Genomic DNA, 18919 nt, shown 5'->3' with positions numbered 1-18919 from the left:
AACTGTCGCACTCTTCGCGGACTGGCCGAACATGGAATTTCACAACGCCACTCGATTCAACCGGGTTGCCGGAGCTTTGCTAGCACTGGGCGTCGTCGCCACGGGCGCTGGCGCTTACGCTGACGAATCGAACATCTCGTTTGTCAGCGACGAAGGCGTCGAACTCCAAGAACCGGCCGGCGAGGCCGCCGGCGCGAGCGATCTGGTAGTCTTCGCCGACGACAGCCAGCCCGCCGTCGTCGTAGCGACGCCCGCGCCTGCCGCTCAGCCGACGCCTTCCGCTCAGGGGACGCTATCGGTCGTCGCCAACAGCGGCCGCCAGGCCCCGCTGGCGCCAGTCGCTGCTCCGGCGATGACGCCCGAGGCTGCCGCAGCGTCGCAAACGATGCTCGCCGACGCTGCCGTCACGCCGGCCGCTCATCGTCGCGGCCCAGTTTTCAACGGACAATCGAATCGCCGCGGCGGCATGAACTCGCCAGTGCGTCAGCAACCGCAACGCCAGCCGAGCGCCGACGACTTTGTCGCGATCACCGACCAGGACGAGCCCGCGCGTCCGTCGCACGCCGCCTCCTCGACGCCGCAAGCGACGCCGCAGTCGGCTCAAACATCCGAACAACTGCTGGTGAGTTCTTACCAGCTGTCGCTCACCGCTCAGAGCGAAGCCGAGTACTCGCAAATCATCCGCGATTGCGCCGCCTCGATGCGGGGCAACTCGAATCCTGAAAATCGCAAGTTCAGCCACGAGCTTTCCGCTTGGGCCCTTAACCGCCGCGGCCAAGCCCGCGCCGACCAAGGGCAATTCGACCTCGCGCTCGCCGACTTCCGCGCCGCGATCGAGTTCGACGCCAACTGCTGGCGGGCCTACCACAACCGCGGCGTCAGCCTCGCCCAAGCGGGGCAGTTCGCCGAAGCGTTCGACGACATCTGCCGCTGCATCGCGATCAATCCGAACTTCGCGAAGGCCTACTCGAACCGCGCCACGCTCTACGTGCAGGCCGGCGACGTCGACAACGCCGTCTCCGATTACGAGTCGGCCTTACGGCTCGAACCGCAGCTCACGCAAGCCCTCGTCGGCTATGGTCGCCTCTGCCACATGACCGGCCGCTTTGACGACGCCCTCGCGAACCTCGATCGGGCGATGGCCGGAACCGAAATCACGGCGGAAGTCTGCTGTAGCCGCGGCGACCTGCTCGTCGACCTCGGCCGCTATACCGACGCTCTGAAAGACTACGCGAAGGCAATCGACCTCGATCCGCAGTTTGAACACGCCTATCGCAACGGCGCGTGGTTGCTCGCCACCTGTCCGGACGAAACGATCCGCGATGCGAAGGCCGCTCTCGCCGGAGCCCAAAAGGCTCTCGCATGCGGCTACGGCGATCGCTGTGCCGCACTTGATACGCTCGCCGCCGCTCAGGCCAATGCCGGCCAATATCGCGAAGCGGTCGCCACGATCAACCAAGCGATTCAAATCGCTCCGCCGCAAGCTCGCGAGGCGTACGAAGAACGCCGCGCGATGTACCAAGCGGGCCAACCGTTCCGCACCGAACCGGTATCGGACGTGCAAACGGCTGATTTCGTGGAAGGCTAGCAGCGAAGGTGATCGGGGATCCGTGATCGGTTATCGGTGGGAGGCAGTGCACGACTGGCATTTCCCGATCACGGATCACCGATCACCGATCACCAGTCACCGATCCCCCTCTCGATCCCCCTCCCGCTACATCAACCACCAATCGCCCGACCACAGCACCCACGCTCCCAACATGCCGTTGGTCACGGCGTGCGCGGCGACGCAATCCCAGATGTTCTTCGTCCGGATCATCAGCCACGTAATCAAGCTGAACCAGACGAACGCGGCGAACAGTTCGCCCGGATGCATCAACATCGGGAACGCCACCGAGGTGATCAGCCCCAGCTTGTCGACGCGACCAAACGGGATCTTGAACCAGTCGACGTCCATCACAAAGCGGATCAAGAACCCGCGGGTGAAGAACTCTTCGATGATCGGCACGATGATCGCGAGCCCGAATAGCCGGATCGCCAGGAACTGGTAAGCCCAGGTCGGGTCGCTCGCCAGTTTCTCCAGCGGGTTGTAGGCAGTTCGCTCGCCCAGCCCCAGTACGCTCCCGAGCCCAATTGGCACGAGCAACTTCTGCTCCAAATGGAGCTTGCAGATCCCAATCCACAGCACGGCGCCGACGGCGCCTACGAGGATCGAGATCCAATTCAATTTCAGCGGGAAGCTCAAATACCCCGGCAACACCAGCAGCATCGTCACGACGGTCGCGATGATCTTGATGGTGTAAATTCGGGGATAGTAGGTGTAGGGAATCTGCGTGTAGCCCTTGTCATTGAGCTCGACGTCGTCGCCGATCACGTGTCCATCGGCGTCGTGCCGTCGGCCGTCGCTGCCGGGGATGCCGATCGGCTCGCCCGTTTTTCCCAGCTTGGGGGTCTCGCCCGGCTTCGGGAGTTGGAACTGCTTGGGCGGCCCCGGCTCGAGCATGCCAATCAGCATGTAAACCACGAACGGCAGCACGAACGTGATGGCAGGCCAGCGGCCCCAGATTCCGCGCGGCAGCGGCGGGGCGTCCCCCTCGAACAGCCACCGCTTCGATTCCGGGATGTTGTCGCTGACCGGTGCTTCCATGGAAATCGTGTTCCCGCAACGAGATAAGAGCCCTGCGGCCCATTTTCCGCAGGCCGCCTCAACGCCCAGTGTAGTCAAAATCGATCTTTGCGATTGTGCCCCGTTGGCTTAATCTGACGCCGTTTCCCGCGACCTGCGGCAGCCACCGCGTCCAGCCCCGAAAACCGGCAAAAACCACCCCGCGGGGACTAGTCGCACCGACCCCACTTCGTAAAAATGTAGGATCGTCCCCGCCCCGGACGGGAGAAGCTATCTGGCAGCCTCTCCCGGCTCTTGATCGTTCGTGCCCTCGGCGACCTGTCACCGCCGTGGGCCAAACCAACAGCGGCTCCACCCGCGTCGCACTGCGCACGCGGTCGAAGGAACCGAACCCGACAACTCTACTTTACTGCCTTCACCGGCGCCTCGACTATGGACCTTCGCAAAGTACGCAACATCGGCATCTCCGCTCACATCGACTCGGGCAAGACAACGCTCAGCGAGCGCATCCTGTTCTATGCCGGACGTATCCATAAGATCGAAGACGTCCGCGGCGGCGGCGACGGCGCCACCATGGACTTCATGGAGCTGGAAAAAGAGCGCGGCATCACGATCACCTCCGCCGCCACCAGCCTCAAGTGGGAAGGCCACAACATCAACCTGATCGACACCCCCGGCCACGTCGACTTCACCGTCGAAGTGGAGCGCTCGCTCCGCGTTCTCGACGGCGCCGTCCTCGTGCTCTGCTCGGTCGGCGGCGTCCAGTCGCAGTCGATGACCGTCGATCGCCAGATGAAGCGCTACAACGTGCCGCGCCTCGCGTTCATCAACAAGATGGACCGCACCGGCGCCAATCCGGAAAGCGTCACCAAGCAAGTCCGCGAGAAACTCGGCGCCGACGCCGTGATGATGCAGATCCCCGTCGGCCGTGAAGACGAGTTCAACGGCGTCGTCGACCTCATCACGATGAAGGCCTACTACTTCGACGGCTCGAACGGCGAAAAGATCCGCGTGGAAGCGATTCCCGCCGAACTGGCCGAGGAAGCCGCCGAAGCGCGCACCCACATGCTCGAAGCCCTCTCGATGTACAGCGACGAGCTGATGGAGCTCCTCCTCAGCGAAGGCGAAGTCACCGAGAAGCTGATCCACAAGATCATCCGCGACGCCACGATCAACCAGGGTTTCACCCCGGTCTACTTGGGCTCCGCCTATAAGAACAAGGGCGTCCAACTGCTGATCGACGCGGTCACGCGCTACCTCCCCAGCCCGCTCGATCGCAAGTACACCGCGATCGACCCGAAGAACCCCACCGAACGCATCAACCTTGAAAGCGACGCGACCAAGCCATTCGTCGGCATGGCGTTCAAGATCATGGACGACGAGTTCGGCCAGCTCACCTTCACCCGCGTCTACCAAGGCACGGCCAAGAAGGGCGAAATGTACATCAACCAACGCACCGGCAAGAAGGATCGCTTCAGCCGGATCGTGAAGATGCATAGCGATAAGCGCGAAGACATCGACCAAGCCGAAGCTGGCGACATCGTCGCCATCATGGGCCTCGACTGCGCCTCGGGCGATACCTACGCCCCCGAGTCGGGCTACGCGACGCTCGAAAACATGTTCGTCGCCGAACCGGTCATCAAGATGTCGATCAACCCGCTCACCCGCGAAGGCATCGATCGCCTCTCGAAGGCCCTGCAGCGCTTCCGCAAGGAAGACCCGACGTTCAACGTCTTCACCGACGAAGAAACGAGCGAAACGGTCATCGCCGGCATGGGCGAGCTCCACTTGGAAATTTACGTCGAACGCATTCGCCGCGAATACCGCGTCGAAGTCGAAGTCGGCGCCCCCAAGGTCAGCTACCGCGAGGCCCCCACGGTCCCCTACAACTTCAACCACACCCGCAAGAAGCAAACGGGCGGTTCGGGTCAGTACGGCTGCATCATGGGCACCATGGGCCCGATGACCGACGAAGAACGCGCTGAAGCTGGCGCCGAATTCATGTTCCTCGACAAGGTCGTCGGCGGTCGCATCCCGAAGAACTTCATCCCCGCCATTGAAAAGGGCGTGCGGAACATGCTCGTGAAGGGCCCGCTCGCCGGCTTCCCGGTGGTGAACCTGAAGTTCGAACTGAACGACGGCAAGTACCACGACGTCGACAGCTCCGACATGGCGTTCATGCTCACCGCGCAAGAACTGCTCCGCGAAGAGTTCGGCAAGATGAAGCCGGCTCTCCTCGAGCCGATCATGCTCGTCGAAATCGAATGCCCCGACTCCTTCCAAGGAAGCGTCGTCGGCAACGTCAGCAGCCGCCGCGGCATGGTCACCAGCACCGAGACCCAAGGCAAGATGTGCAAAATCATCGCCGAGGTCCCGCTGGCCCAAACCTTCGGTTACTCGACCGACCTGCGGTCGATGACCCAAGGCCAGGGAACGTTCACGATGGAACTTTGCAAGTACGCCCCCGTGCCGGGCAACCTGCAGCAAGACATCATCGCCGAACGCAAGGCCGAACTGCAGCCCGCTTAATGCGAAGTTGCAACTTCAAACGAAAAGCGAGCCGCGGGGTTCATCCCCGCGGCTTTCTTTATGCGCGTCGTAAATCCCCTTAACCCTCGGTTCTTCAAACCGTTGGCGTTCTCACGCCCCGCCAAACGCAAACGCCCGGCCACAGCGCCAACGCAACAAACGCCGACAATCCCCACAAAAACTCCACACTCATCTTCCGCGGCTCTGCCTTCACAAGTTCCGCCTTGTCAATTGCTTCGCCCCCGTCGATGGTCAGCAGCGCGGTCGCTAATTCCCTGGACAGCGGCGCCGACAACGATCCGAGCCGGCCGTCCGCGTAGACCACGAAGATGAGATTGTAGACGTCAACGTCATGGCTGCCCGCACGCAGGCCCTGGCCCGTGAGGACGTCGACCGCTTCGTCAAATGACAGATCGCGAGGTTCGGCCCAATCGACGCTTCGCCCCGGCGCTTCCATCAGGAGAATCGTGTTGGAAGCCCCGTCGGTGATTTCATCGATCTTTCGCTTCCCATCCGCCGGCCACGCCGTCCTTGGCCCAACGACGGCAAAGTAACTCGTCGCCGGCCCGTGCTGATGATCGGCCGGACATTGCTGGAATTCAAGCAGAGTCTGCGCGGCTGTCGCGTTGGCCGAATCGTCCCATGGCAGCCGCAAATCAAACTTGCCGTACAATCCCTTCAAGTCCAGATAGGGCAAGACTAGCGTGCGCCAGCTATGAAGAGGCTTCCCCGCGGGGTCGCGCAGTGCGACGGGCGGCAAAGTCCCGTTGGCCGATTCGTACTCGCTGATACCGGCCGCCCAGAACTTGAGATTCACGAGGCACAGTTGTCGTTGCACGGCGTGGTAGGCGGCAGGCGTCGCCGTCGGCAACAGCAGTTGAGTCGCTCCCACAATGCAGACCGCCCCGAGGCCCCACAGCATCGGCCGACGTCGAGGCCTCCCGCCGCTAGTCCATAGCCAGAACCACATCACGCCCACGGCACGAACAATCCCCCACGCGCCAAACGCCGCCATCCCCGCCGCCAGCAGCGCGAACGCGTACGCCATCGTCCCCAACCGAAACTTCATCCAAGCACCTCATTAGCCCCCGGTTCTTCAAACCGGGGGCGTGCACGTCACAAGCCGTCAAGATCCGCTTTACGGCCACGCGCGGCGAAGCTCAAATCCGCAAACTTTCTTGCTGAAATCGGCCACAGAAGTCGCTAGGCTGAGGTCTAACGCAGAGGTTTCGTGCGCGCCGTTATGCACAGAGACGTTCAACTCAGCCGGAGTTCTTTGAACTCAGCGAATCCTCCCGGTCTGACGCGATCCCAGATTGACTGTCCGGCCAACGACAGTCGCACGACAGCACGTAACCGACTGCCACCCAACGACTTAGCAACCACGCAACTCGCGTAGTGTCGCCTAAAATGTAAAACACGACACATGCGACACGACAGGACAACGCATTGAACCGCGTCGCGTCAAACGACAGCTGCCGCATGAACCAAGTGAGCTGGCTTAGTTAAACCAGACCGCAAAGAGTCCCAGCTGCCCGCCGAAGACTTGCTGGACCTCGCTCCACATTTCGGCGCTGGTGATTGGCCCGTCTTCCAGATACGGAATCGCCGCGCTCCCTTGGACCCACAGGACCAAATCGAATTCCTGCGGCTTAAAAAAGACCTGCTTGAGATTGACGCCCCGACCATTGGCGGGGCGCCAGAACGTGATAAGTTTCTTCCCCTCAAGGATCGCTTCGCATTCGTCGAGCACGATGTGCCAACTGTGAATCATATCTGGCGAAACGGCGACTCCGGGTAGCGCGGCGTTCTGCTGCGTGGGGTTCGGGATCCATTCGCGATCGTCGTCGGTTTCCGCCAAGATCGCCGTCCACATCAACCGGCTTTGCGCAATCATCTCGAGCAAGTGAGCATGCGACGACTTCAACCGCTCAGGTTCGATTACCGGCAACTGGATGAGGTGAACGAACGCCACGCCGTCCAGAATTTCACTAAAGTCAAACCCGCCGCGTGATTCGGACTCCCGCGGGAGCGACGGGAAAGAGGTCTTGGCGGTCGGGAAAAAGAAGGGAGCCGTGTAGTCGTGCAGCTTCTGCGAATCGTGCGCGAGGAAGAAATCGCAGAACGCCTGCAGCACGTGGCAGTAGCCGCGGAGCCAATGGACGTCGCCCGCGTCGAATGCGATGACGAAGCCCTTGGCCTCTTCCTCGGCGATCGGCGCGCCAACGACCTCGGCGAAGATTCCCCAGAACGACTCCGATTCATCCGCCTTGCCGTCACCGTTGAAATCGATGCGGTACGAACCGATCGCGAGCGGCAGCTTCACGTCGGCCGACTTGATCGGCGCCAGCGTCTTCTCGGCCTTCGCGAGCCCAGCAGAGAAGTCGCTGATGAGCTTGCGGAAGTCGGCGTTCGTCATTGGCGTCGGCTTGGGGTTCGGCGGAATCGGCAACCGCACGAACGGCAGGTTGGTCGTCCACTCGGGGTCGAGCCCGTAACGGTACAGCCCCTGCAGAAGTCCCTCGAACGCCCGCAGCGCCTGCACCGTGCCCAAAGCAAACCGGGCGTTGTCATCCTTCGCATCAGCGGCGACGGCGCCCGCAAGTTGCTTCTCGGCCTCGGCCCACTTCCCGTCTCGCAGCAATGGCTCGAACGAGGAAACCTCAATCGCCCGCGATACGCCAGCGCTCGCGACCATCAAACCGCACGCAATCAGCCCGACAACGAACGCACGCATGGAAGTTCCTCAAAGTAGCCGCGGGTCAACGACCCGCCGGAGCAGTTCACAAAAGCACTCGGAAGTGATTCGCTCAGACGGCAGCCACATTGCCGCCCTGCGATAAACGCGAGGTCATCCCGCACGCCCGGCATCATGCTCACGGCAGTACGCAAGCATCTGGTCGACGCTCATGCCCGACTTATCGATCCGCACAATCCCGCCGGCAGCCGACGCTGGCGCCGCAGCCGGCTTCGGAGCAGCCGCCTTGGGCGGAGCAGGGGCCGCCGCTTCCACCGGAGCCGCGGCAGCGGCAGGCTTCGCTCCCGCGCGGGCCGCGGCCAGGATGTCGGCCACCGACGCCTTCGCGCCGCCCGCCGGCTTTGCAGCAGGAGCAGCCCCGGCAGGCTTCTGGGCGCCTTGCTGGCGGGCCATCTCTAGCGGCGAGAGCTTCTTCCCGCCCGCATCAGCGGCGGCAGGCTTCGCGGCCGGCGCCGCAGCGGCCCGTTTCGTTTCCGCCTGGGCCTTCGACTCCGCGGTCGGCTTGTCGACCACCGTCAGCGCGCTCAAGTCGATATCGAACCACCCGATATTCAGGTGGTAGTCGAGGAACTCGACGAGCGCTCGGCCACTCATGTTCACCGTCTTGACCTGCCCGACGTAGTGCTGGAACCGCGCCAGCTCGGGGCGTCCCGGGTCGACGACGACGTACTTGTCGGTGTACTGATGCTTAAGCGCTTCGACAGATTCAGTGAACGTCGCCATCCGCACGCTCCGCAAGAACTGGTGACCGCCGAGGCGACTGCAGAAAAGCGTCCGCGGCCGTCGCCATGCCGCGGTCCCGTGATTCTCCCCGAAAGCCGACCGCCGTTCAAGCGAGCAATCCCCCTTCATTGCCCCCGCCGCGGCCTCGATCCATAATCAGTCCCCAGCCACCCAGGCACTCGTCACCCACCGAATCCACGAGGAATCGTCATGTCGAAGCGTGCATCCGCCACTCTTGCCATGCTGCTGTCGCTCGCCGCGTCGGCCGCCCCCGCCCAGGAATACCTCAACGGCATCGAGTGGCAGGAACCGCCCGTCGTCACCCCCGGCGAAAAGTGCGGCGCGGCGCCCTCCGACGCCGTCATCCTCTTCGACGGCAAAGACCTCTCCGCCTGGAAGGGCGCCGAGTCGTGGAAGGTTGAAGACGGCGCCATGGTCGTCGGCAAGCAAATGATCGAATCGAAGGACACCTTCGGCGACTGCCAGCTCCACATCGAATGGTCGGCCCCGACCCCGGCGGTTGGCGAAGGCCAAGGCCGCGGCAACAGCGGCGTCTTCTTCGGCCCCTACGAACTACAGGTGCTCGACTCGTACAAAGCGAAGACCTACTTCGACGGCCAGGCCGCGGCGATCTACAAGCAAACGCCCCCGATGGCCAACGCGATGAAGGCCCCCGGCGATTGGAACGTTTACGACATCATTTGGACTGCCCCGCGGTTCAAGGACGACGGCGCCCTCGAATCGCCGGCATACATCACGGTGCTGCACAACGGCGTCGTCGCGCAGAACCACTTCCAACTGCTCGGCAACACGCCGTTCAACGAACCGCCGAAGTACGCGAAGCACGACGTGAAGCAACCGATCCGCCTGCAAGACCACGGCAACCCGGTACGGTTCCGCAACATCTGGATCCGCGAAACGAAGCCGGCCGAAGGGAAGCAAGTCAAAGAGCCGTTCATCCGCAACGGCGACAAGGAAACGCCGGTGAAGAAGGCGAGCTAGTCGTCATCAAACCAGCTCGATGGCGTAGCGCCAACGCACGGTCGTTGGCGCTACGTCGCCGGGCGTGATCTCGCGGATGATCGCGATCTCGGCGTCGCTCTCTTCAATCCGCGGCGCGATCGACTGATCGCTGAGCGGCAGTAGCTCAAACCGAAAGCGCTCGGCGCGCACCGCTTCAGCGGCCCGCGCATAACGGCTCACCATCCGCACAAGCCCTGCGCGTTTGATCCGACACGCCGCGTCAAAGATCAAACGCGGCGCCTTCGCCTCGGCATCGGGCTCCACAATAAACGACCAGTGATTCGCCCCCGACATGCCGACGAGCGCGGCCAACTCCCCCGCGCGATCCACCAACGGCTGCACATGCACCGACTGCAGCGCCGGCGCCTCCGGCGATTCTTCGCCGCTGGCTAATTCCTGCGAAGCGAGCAGCACCGCCTTGCTCCCATCGGCATGTACGGCCAAGACGCGATGCCCAATGCGATCGCCCAACTGCAAAAACTCCACGCGCAACCGGCGTCCGTCGACGGCGAGAGATTCAATGAACGCATTCGGCGATTCGTCAGCCATTTGAATTTCGAAAGATCTCACGCAAAGGCGCGAAGGCGCAAAGAAATACTCGATCCCCTCTGCGACTTCCTTTGCGCCTTCGCGCCTTTGCGTGAGACATTAATGAAGCCGAGTTGAGCAAGAGAGACGATCAATCGTCATCCTCTTCCACCGGCTGCCCCGCGCGCCAGCGGAGCACCGCGTCGAGGAAGCCCTGGATATCGCCATCCATCACCGCGTGGAAGTTCCCTTGCCCATACTTCGTCCGGGCATCCTTCACCCGTTGATCAGGATGCAGGAAGTAGTTGCGAATCTGCGAGCCGAAGCCCGTCTTCGCCTGTTGTTGATACTTCGCCGCTTCGGCCGCTTCGCGCTTCTCTTCTTCCATCCGAGCCATACGGGCTCGCAGCATCTTCCAGGCGGTCGCGCGGTTCTTGTGCTGCGACCGCTCGCTCTGGCACTGCACGACGATGCCGGTCGGGAAGTGGGTTAGGCGAATGGCGCTTGAAGTTTTGTTAACGTGCTGACCGCCGGCGCCGCTCGCGCGGAACGTATCTTCGCGGATGTCGTTCGGGTTGATCTCGATCTCGACCGAGTCGGAGATCTCCGGGGAAACGTCGACTGCGGCAAAGCTTGTTTGCCGCTTGCCTTCGCTGTTGAACGGGCTGATCCGCACCAGGCGGTGCATGCCCGTCTCGCCCTTGAGGTAGCCGTAGGCCATCGGTCCGCGGATGGCGACCGAAGCGTGGTTAATGCCCGCCTCTTCGTTGTCGTGGCGGTCGATCAGCTCGACGGCGTAGTCGTTCTTCTCGGCCCACATGAGGTACATGCGGAGCAGCATCTCGGCCCAGTCGTTGGCGTCGGTGCCGCCGTCGCGAGCGTTGATCGTCAGGATGGCGCCCGCGGCGTCGTAGCGGCCGTTGAGCAGCGCCTTCAACTTGAGATCTTCAAGCAGCGCCTCGATCCGCTCGACCTCGGGCGGCACCTCGGCGGCGAACGACTCGTCTTCCTCAGCCATCTCGATCATCGCGGCGAGGTCGTCGCTCGACTTGAGCGCCTCGTCGAGCGGCTTCACGATGCCGATGAGCCCCTTACGCTCGGCGACGCGTTCTTGAGCCTTCTCCTGGTTGTCCCAGAAGTCGGGCGAGGCCATCTCGCCGTCGATTTCGAGAATGCGCGAATGCTTCGTCGCACAGTCAAAGAGAGTCCCGCAGCTGGACAATCGTCTGGCGGATCGCTTCGGCGCGGTCATACCACTGGCTGTCCAACATTGTTGCGAGACCTCGGGAGAGGGCGGAAACGGGGTTCGAGCCCGCTATTCTACGGCACGTCGACGCAGGGCACGAGGGGGCCTAGACTTGAGGGATGGCACGCGTGGTCCTGGCAATGTCCGGAGGAGTCGATTCAAGCGTCGCGGCCCATCTGCTGCTAGAGCAGGGGCACGAGGTGATCGGCGTCTTCATGCGCCACGGGCAAGCCTCGCCGGTGGCGTGTGCGATCGATGAACCCACAGCGAGCCGGGTCGTCCCGACCCCGGCGCATTCCGCGAGCTCAAAGAATCCAAGACAAAACGCCGGGGGCGAGACGCCCCGGCTCGCGGCGCTGCCGGTCGTCAATCGGCTCGATCACAAGCAGGGCTGCTGCACCGCTTCCGACGCCGAGGATGCCCGCCGCGTCGCCGATCGGCTCGCGATCCCGTTCTACGCATTGAACCTCGACGCCGAGTTCAGCCGCATCATCGACTACTTCGTCGACGAGTACGCCGCCGGTCGCACGCCGAACCCCTGCGTCCAGTGCAACAACTGGATCAAGTTCGGCAAGCTGTTCGACTACGCCGACAGCGTCGACGCCGAGTTCGTCGCCACGGGTCACTACGCCCGCATGGGTCGGAGCGCCGCCGGCGAGGCGACGCTCCTTCGCGGCGTCGACGATTCGAAGGACCAGTCGTACGTGCTGTTCGGCATCGAGCGCCGCCATCTCGATCGCATGCTGCTGCCGGTCGGCGAGTTCGAGAAACCGGAGATCCGTCGCCTCGCCGGCACGATCGGCCTGAACGTCGCGACGAAGAAAGATAGCCAAGAGATCTGCTTCGTCACGCAGGGCCATTACCACGAGTTCATTAAGGACCGTCAGGCTCGCCGCGGCGTCGCCGATGCGGCAGAGCAGGGGGGCGAATTCGTGCTCACCTCCGGCGAAGTCGTCGGCCAGCACGACGGCATCGAAGGTTTTACGGTGGGTCAACGGAAAGGGCTCGGCATCGCGCTCGGCGAACCGAAGTTCGTCGTGCGGATCGAACGCGAGACGCGACGCGTTGTGCTCGGCGATCGGACCGAACTCGGCCGCAGCGAACTCACCGCGAAGGATTGCAACTGGCTCGTAGAGGCGGGCAGCGTGCCATCGCGAGGCTTGGTGCAGATTCGCTACAACGCCGCGCCGGCGTGGGGCGACATGGTGCTGCTCGATGATGGCCGACTGAGCGTCCGCTTCGACGAACCGCAATTCGGCGTCGCGCCGGGACAAGCGGTCGTCTGCTACGACGGCGAGCGAGTGCTCGGCGGCGGGTGGATTGAGTGAGGAAAGAAGTATTTAGGTGAGTAAGTGTTTATGTGAGTAAGTAAATGCGAGAGTGGCGACGTCGCATCCATCACTAGCCCTGGGCAAGCTTGCCCAGGGCTATTTCGCAAGATCAAGCAGCTTGTCCGCTAATCCCACACCTCCTCACTTAAACACCTACTCACCCACTCACCTTCCACTCACAAATTCATATACGGATTCGACTCCGCTTCTTCCTGCAGCTGTCGCTGGCTCTCTGCAAACTTGCACCCCGCATGCCCTGCCACGGCGACGAGCGGCAATAAGCAGAGCACGGACCGCAGTACGATCCGCCCCCGCTCGCTCGCAGGCTTGCCAGGAAGCCGCGACGACGCCAAGGCGATCGCGATCCACAGCCCAGCGGCATGCAGCGGTTTGAGATCCGAGATCAAGGTAGCAAGCATCAACAGCGAGCCGGAGAGGAGAACGATCGGGCCAGCCGCATATTCCGGCCCCACGTTCGCGCGGCACGCGAGCGCGGCAAAGAAACAGCCGCCAACCGAGGCAGCGACAATGCCGATCACGTAGGCGTAGACAAACGATCCGCTCATCCCCGCCACGGCAGCCGCGCAGGAGAGAGCCACTGCAACGAGAAACCCGCGAGTTCGCGGCTGATCGCTCGGTTCGTTCGCTTCCCACAACCGCCAGACCAGCAGCATCGCCGCTGCCACAGCGCCGAGAATCAAGATCGCTTCGCCGACGCTCCACGCCTGCGTCATGAAGCCAGTCGCACGGTCCGCAGCGCTCGGCAGATACTTGCTCCGCCACATCAACCACAGAGGCACGCCGGCCACGAGCGGCACGATCAAGAGCCAACGCCAGCCGCGGCGTTCGCCGAGAAAAGGTGCGACGATGGCTGGAATGGCCGCCGCGAACGCCAACATCCAAGTCCACTCGTGCGCATCGTGCGGCGAGCCAAGTTTCTTCAGCGCCGCAGCGACGCCGACAGTGCCCGCTTCGAGCGCGATCGTCCCGCTGAGGTAGCCGACGATCACGCCCACCGGCCACGCGACCGACGCTCGTCGCGAGGCGACCCACGCAAACGCGAACGCCGCCAATGCGGCGATCATCGGCACGATGCCGCCCAGCAAAAACTCTTTCAACCCGGGCATGTCGACCCAATCAATTCGAAGAAAGCCGTAGGTCAGACGCGAACGCCTGACCTACGGCATCGTGAGAATGCAAACGCAACTCGGCGGGGCTGTCGGACTGGGAGCCCCACCGACGCCCGCCTACTTGCGCGAGCCTTCGAGGCTGATGGTCACCGCGACTTCGTCGCCGATGTGCGGAACCATCTTCGTCATGCCCCATTCGCTGCGGTTGAGCTTCGTTTGGCAGTTGAAGCCGGTGTGGAAGCCTTGGCCGGTCGGGCCGGGGCCTTCGCCGAGCTTCTGCAGGTTGAGCGTCACCGGCTTCGTGACGCCGTGCATCGTGAGCTCGCCGCTAACGACGTAGATCGTCGCATCGTCCTTTTTCTCGACGACGACCTTGTTGCTCTTAAAGCTGATGACGGGGAACTCGCCCGTGTTCAGGAAGTCGGGACCGCGCAGGTGGTCGTCGCGCTTCGCATCGTTGGTGTCGATGCTCGCAGCGTCGATTGCAAGGGTGAACGACGCGGCGTCTGGCTTCGCTGGGTCAAGCGTGAATTCGCCGCTCACTTTGTTAAAGCGGCCGTAGGTGAAGCTGTAGCCGAGATGGCTGATGCCGAAGATGACCGAGGTGTGCGAGGGATCGACGGTGAATTCGTCGGCGCGGAGGGGGCTGTGGAGGGAACCAATTGCCAACACAAAGGCGAGGGCAAGCTTGGCGGTGCGGGACATCAAAGACTCTCCTACTGGTTCAGCGTGATAGGCTGCCGCGGGGGCAGACGCCGTCATTCTAGGCGCCTGCCGAGGAATGGAAACTTCCGCACTGGCACTAAAAGCGTCCGAGACTCCAAATCTCAAGGATCGACGCCATCGGCAAGTCCATGCCCTGCGAGGGCTTAAGAGAATTGCGAATGAACCGGCAAGTGTTCTCACCGCTCAGCGAATCGCCTATGATGGCGGCGAGGTTTCATACTTCCACAGTCCAGTAACGCGATGCGGTCGACCATGACTTTTGCACCTTTCACGCTTGCGGACCTCGAACCCACGCAAATGGGGCTAATCGCCTTCATCATTTTCATCGCCATTGTTGCACTGGTGATGATGGCGGTCATGTTCAACTTCGGGGGACTGTGGCTCCGCGCGTACACGTCCAATGCGCGGGTGAGCTTCTTCGAACTGATCGGCATGAAGCTGCGGCAGGTGAATGCCGGCACCATCGTCGACGCGAAGATCATGGCGATGCAGGCCGGCGTCGGCACCGATCCGGAAACAGGCATCACCACCAAGCGGCTAGAAGCCCACTACCTCGCCGGCGGCGACGTGCCGCGGGTCATCAACGCGATCATCGCCGCCCAGCGGGCCGACATCGACCTCGACTTCGACCGCGCCGCGGCGATCGACCTCGCCGGCCGCGACGTGCTCGACGCGGTGCGGACGAGCGTCTATCCAAAGGTGATCGACTGCCCAGATCCCGCGAAGTCACCGCGGACGACGCTGAGCGCGGTCGCCCGCAACGGCGTCGAGTTGAAGATTCGCGCCCGCGTGACCGTGCGGACGAATCTCGCCCAACTCATCGGCGGAGCGACCGAAGATACGATCATCGCCCGCGTCGGCGAAGGCATCATCACGTCTATTGGCTCCGCGGCGACGCACCTCGAAGTGATGGAGAACCCTGACCGCATTTCGAAGGCGGTGCTGCAGCGCGGCCTCGACGCCCACACGGCGTTCGAAATCGTCTCGATCGACATCGCCGACATCGACGTCGGCGAGAACATCGGCGCCCGCCTGCAGGCCGATCAGGCCGAGGCCGACACGCGAATGGCTCAAGCGTTCGCTGAACAACGGCGGGCCAACGCGATTGCTCTAGAGCAGGAAATGAAGGCCCAAGTCGCGGCTAATCGCGCCGGCGTGCTGCTCGCTCAGGCCGAAGTGCCGCTAGCGATGTCCGACGCCTTCCGCCAAGGAAATCTGGAACGGACCGCGGCGAACGGCTCCCGCTAACGCCGCGTCTCCTTTGTTCGCAGCGCGCTACTTTCCGTTCGCATGGAGCGCGTAATCGAACAAAATTTTCTCGATGCTCATCGGCTCGCCTGCCGGCTGCGGCGGCAATTCCTTGGCGAGCTTCCACGCTTCGCCGTCGTAGACCATCGGGAATTCAGCGGTTTCGATCTGCTGCGTGTCGGACATCGTGAACGGCTTCGCAGCGCCTTCCGCCAATTCCTCATTGGCCGCCTTGGCCGCTTCCTCGAGCTTCCTCTTTGCCGCCGCATTCAAGGTGACCGGCGCGAGGGCGCGTTTCGTCTCGATAAAGATAATCGCTTCCCGCGGCTCCGAACCATCTTCGGGCGTAATCAGCTTCGAGTACGCGCGGCGCTCCGAGATAACGCCGGAACCGCCGGCCGCTTCGGCCGACTCGAGCGCGTCGTCGAACCGCTGCATGATGCGCGCCAGCTTCCCCTCGGCGGTGTTGCTGGCAGGCAACACGGGGACGGCGGGGAGCTTCTTGGCGGGCCGTTCGCAGCCGACGAACGACAACGCCATCGCGAGCATGAGAGCCCAACCAACCGTTCGCCGACTCCAGCGAGCGGCCACCGAGCTTGCGCGACAACCAGCCGAATCCATCGCTTCAGTTCCTAATCACACGCAGGTCTGATCGACACGCGCGCTTCGCTGGAACTCCAGGAGGGCATCGATCTCTTTGCTCGAACGTCGTGCTAGTCGAATCGACCCGGCAGAGTCGCCGACTTCAGTCTCTTAGAGACCGTTGAAAGGATCGTCTTCAGCCGCAGCATCTTCCGTTTTGGCTTCGTCGGCCGGCTTCTCTTCGGTCGCGTCCGCCGATTCCTCGGCGGGGGCTTCGTCAGCGGCCGGTTCTTCGGCGGCTGGCTCGTCCGTCGCCGCATCGGCGAAGGGATCGTCGCTCGCCGCGTCTGCAGCGGGGGCGTCGCTCTCGGCAGCGGGCTTTTCGCCTTCCGCAGGAGCGGCGTCGGCAGCCGGCTCTGTGGCGAACGGATCCGACTCCTCGGCAGGAGCGGCGCCATCGCCGAATGGATCGGCCTCAGCCGCATCGGCAGCCGGGGCTTCTTCAGCCGGGGCAGCATCAGCCGGAGCGGCGGGCTCCGACGTTGGTTCGCCAAACGGATCCGATTCTCCAGCAGGCGCCTCAGCCGGAGCGGCGGAACCAAACGGATCGTCTTCTGCCGCCTCGGCCGGAGCCGATTCCGCAGGAGCCGCATCGGCCGGGGTTGAATCAGCCGGGGCCGCATCGGCGGGAGCGGCCGGCTCTGTCGTCGGTTCGCCGAACGGATCGGTCTCGGCAGCCGGAGCAGCCGGTTCGGCCTCGGTCGCCGCGGGGGCATCCGTAGCGGCTGATTCGCCGAAGATATCGTCTTCCGCTGCCGGAGCCGTGGGCTCGGCTTCTGTCGCGGCAGGGGCCTCAGTCGCGGTCGGTTCGCCGAAGGGGTCAGCTTCTGCAGCCGGAGCCGCATCGCCTGGCGCCGCTTCCGCAGGCTCGGCCGCTTCCTCAGCTGGCGTCTCCGTGGGCGTTTCGCCAAAGATGTCGGCCTCGGCGGCTGGCGCTTCAGCGGCCGGTTCGGCGGCTTCCGCAGCCGGCGCTTCAGCCGCGCCCGGGGCTTCGTCGGCAGGCACGCCGAGCGCCGGTTCCGCAGCGAAGGGATCTTCTTGCGCCTGAACGTCGCCGTCTTCGGCGGTCTCTTCTTGGAATAGTCCGCCGGTCGCTTGGGCAGCGTCCGCTTCCGTCGCCATGTCAGCGTCGACCGGCTCGGCAGCTTGGCCGGCTGGAACCAGTTCCGCGCTCGATTCGGTGCTGAAGGCATCCGCCTCAGCCGCGGTCTCGGCCTTCGTTTCCGCGGCAGCTTCGACATCGCCGGTCGCGGCAGCGGCCGGTTCGTCGAACAAGCCGTCGGCTACCTCCGAGGAGGTAACTGCCGGAACCTCGGCCGCTGCCTTTTCCGCAGCGGCTTCAGCGGGCGCCTCGGCGCCAAATGGATCGGCTTCCTCGGCGGGCGCGACGGCGGCTTCCGCAGGGGCCGTCGCCGGGGCTTCGAGCACCGGTTCGCTGGCCGGCTCGGCGCCGAACAAATCGTCGGCAGCCTCGGCGGCGGGAGCGGCGGGTTCGCTCGCATGCATCGCGGGCTCGGTCGTCGATTCCGCGAACGGATCGGGCGTCGTCGCAGGCGCCGCTGCCTCAGCCGGAACGGCCGGCGTCGCCGAGACGGCCGGAGTTTCAGCAGGAGCGCTAAACGGATCGGTCTCAGCCGGCGCCGCTGCAGGAGCGGCCGGTTCGGCGGCCAGCGTCGGTTGCGGGGTTGGCGGCGTCACGGCAGGCGTAGCAACTGCCGGCGGCGAAACAGCCGGCACGGCAACCGTGGCGGCAGGCGCCGCTGGCGGCGCGGCAAGCTTGCTCAGGTCGGCCGGCGTCTCGGTGCGCAGCACCTGTTGCTCGCGGCTCTTCAGTTGCTCGTAGCGAGTTTGCGTGAGCGCGTGATTCTGCTGAGCTTGATTGATGCGAGCGCTACGACGGTACTTCTCGACAAGCTGCCGATTGGAGCCCTGAATGCGGCTCAGCGCCTGGCCAATCGTGTACGTCGCGCCCGGATCGCGAGCTTCGTAGGCGGCACCCGTTGCGAGGTCTTGCTTCGCGTCGTCCTCACGTCCCGACCGCAGGCGAGCCAGGGCTCGGTAGTAGTAAACACGCGGGTCGGTCGAACCGGCGTCGATGACCTGCGAGAACTGATCGTCCGCCAGCCAAACCTGCCCGCCGAAGTAGTTGTGGACGCCCCGACCGTAGATTTCGGTCAACTCCGGCGAATCCTGAGCAACAGCGGTCCCGCCTGACAGCAAGGCGACCAGCAGGGCGACGGCCGGCGCAGGAATAAAACGACGAAACGGGCTGACAAGACGACGCAACATGCTTGGAACTCCGCCCCGCGGGGCTGACCGATTGAATCCGGAAAGATGCGGCAAATCGGCAGAAATCCTCGCTGCCTCGACTGCCAAACGTTCGACCGTAGGTTACCGGAGTGAGCGTCC

At 63.6% G+C, this 18919-nt stretch carries 15 protein-coding genes; 5 read left to right on the top strand and 10 right to left on the bottom strand.

The features are described from left to right. Positions 1-31 precede the first annotated feature (31 nt). A complete protein-coding gene (locus PLANPX_RS01255; RefSeq protein ID WP_152096972.1) occupies positions 32-1588 on the top strand; it encodes a tetratricopeptide repeat protein in 1557 nt (518 codons plus the stop codon). 126 nt (positions 1589-1714) lie between these two features. Here PLANPX_RS01255 and PLANPX_RS01250 read toward each other — a convergent pair whose 3' ends face one another. Continuing rightward, the gene (locus tag PLANPX_RS01250) at positions 1715-2647 is read right to left on the bottom strand and encodes a CAAX prenyl protease-related protein (RefSeq protein ID WP_152096971.1); all 933 of its coding nucleotides are present in this window, start codon (positions 2645-2647) and stop codon (positions 1715-1717) included. 411 nt (positions 2648-3058) lie between these two features. On the opposite strand from PLANPX_RS01250, the gene fusA reads away from it, so the two are divergent. Next, entirely contained in the window at positions 3059-5155 is a 2097-nt protein-coding gene (gene fusA, locus PLANPX_RS01245; protein WP_152096970.1) for an elongation factor G, read from the top strand. Between the two features lie 94 nt (positions 5156-5249). Here the strand turns inward: fusA and PLANPX_RS01240 are convergent, their stop codons facing one another. The 3 genes from PLANPX_RS01240 to PLANPX_RS27620 all read right to left on the bottom strand — a co-directional run bounded on the left by PLANPX_RS01240 (position 5250) and on the right by PLANPX_RS27620 (position 8636). Continuing rightward, the gene (locus PLANPX_RS01240) at positions 5250-6224 is read right to left on the bottom strand and encodes a DUF1559 domain-containing protein (RefSeq protein ID WP_152096969.1); all 975 of its coding nucleotides are present in this window, start codon (positions 6222-6224) and stop codon (positions 5250-5252) included. 432 nt (positions 6225-6656) lie between these two features. After that, positions 6657-7892, bottom strand: coding sequence for a hypothetical protein (locus PLANPX_RS01235; RefSeq protein ID WP_152096968.1), 1236 nt, complete (start codon positions 7890-7892; stop codon positions 6657-6659). A gap of 114 nt (positions 7893-8006) precedes the next feature. Further along, positions 8007-8636: a hypothetical protein gene (locus tag PLANPX_RS27620; RefSeq protein WP_152096967.1), complete on the bottom strand. Its 630-nt coding sequence runs from the start codon at positions 8634-8636 to the stop codon at positions 8007-8009. A gap of 210 nt (positions 8637-8846) precedes the next feature. Between PLANPX_RS27620 and PLANPX_RS01225 the strand changes: the two genes are divergently transcribed. Then, positions 8847-9638 carry a 3-keto-disaccharide hydrolase gene (locus PLANPX_RS01225; RefSeq protein WP_152096966.1) on the top strand — a complete coding sequence of 264 codons (792 nt, stop codon included), beginning with the start codon at positions 8847-8849 and terminating at the stop codon, positions 9636-9638. Positions 9639-9644: 6 nt separating this feature from the next. Here the strand turns inward: PLANPX_RS01225 and PLANPX_RS01220 are convergent, their stop codons facing one another. Together PLANPX_RS01220 and prfB are read right to left on the bottom strand one after the other, a co-directional pair. Further along, positions 9645-10208: a hypothetical protein gene (locus tag PLANPX_RS01220; RefSeq protein WP_152096965.1), complete on the bottom strand. Its 564-nt coding sequence runs from the start codon at positions 10206-10208 to the stop codon at positions 9645-9647. 130 nt (positions 10209-10338) lie between these two features. Continuing rightward, positions 10339-11455 (bottom strand): peptide chain release factor 2 gene (gene prfB / locus PLANPX_RS01215; protein WP_338034250.1). Its coding sequence is split into 2 segments (ribosomal slippage): positions 10339-11385 and positions 11387-11455, totalling 1116 coding nucleotides; the frame shifts between segments, so codons are not numbered across the junction. 97 nt (positions 11456-11552) lie between these two features. On the opposite strand from prfB, the gene mnmA reads away from it, so the two are divergent. Beyond that, a complete protein-coding gene (gene mnmA / locus PLANPX_RS01210; protein WP_152096963.1) occupies positions 11553-12761 on the top strand; it encodes a tRNA 2-thiouridine(34) synthase MnmA in 1209 nt (402 codons plus the stop codon). A 179-nt stretch (positions 12762-12940) separates the two neighbouring features. On the opposite strand, the gene PLANPX_RS01205 is transcribed toward mnmA, so the two are convergent. Both PLANPX_RS01205 and PLANPX_RS01200 read right to left on the bottom strand, forming a co-directional pair. Further along, positions 12941-13891 carry a hypothetical protein gene (locus PLANPX_RS01205; protein WP_152096962.1) on the bottom strand — a complete coding sequence of 317 codons (951 nt, stop codon included), beginning with the start codon at positions 13889-13891 and terminating at the stop codon, positions 12941-12943. Between the two features lie 120 nt (positions 13892-14011). Further along, entirely contained in the window at positions 14012-14599 is a 588-nt protein-coding gene (locus PLANPX_RS01200; protein WP_172991785.1) for a YceI family protein, read from the bottom strand. Between the two features lie 318 nt (positions 14600-14917). Here PLANPX_RS01200 and floA point away from each other — a divergent pair, with 318 nt between their 5' ends. Further along, a complete protein-coding gene (floA, locus tag PLANPX_RS01195) occupies positions 14918-15868 on the top strand; it encodes a flotillin-like protein FloA (protein ID WP_232536452.1) in 951 nt (316 codons plus the stop codon). 27 nt (positions 15869-15895) lie between these two features. Here the strand turns inward: floA and PLANPX_RS01190 are convergent, their stop codons facing one another. Together PLANPX_RS01190 and PLANPX_RS01185 are read right to left on the bottom strand one after the other, a co-directional pair. Then, positions 15896-16489, bottom strand: a complete 594-nt coding sequence (locus PLANPX_RS01190) for a hypothetical protein (protein WP_152096959.1) — start codon at positions 16487-16489, stop codon at positions 15896-15898. Positions 16490-16621: 132 nt separating this feature from the next. Beyond that, positions 16622-18799, bottom strand: coding sequence for a hypothetical protein (locus tag PLANPX_RS01185; RefSeq protein ID WP_152096958.1), 2178 nt, complete (start codon positions 18797-18799; stop codon positions 16622-16624). Between the last annotated feature and the right edge of the window lie 120 nt (positions 18800-18919).

Source organism: Lacipirellula parvula (assembly GCF_009177095.1).
In the GTDB taxonomy this organism is placed as follows: Bacteria; Planctomycetota; Planctomycetia; order Pirellulales; family Lacipirellulaceae; genus Lacipirellula; species Lacipirellula parvula.
Note: the sequence above shows the minus strand (reverse complement) of the source record. Positions and strands in the feature narration are given on the sequence as shown.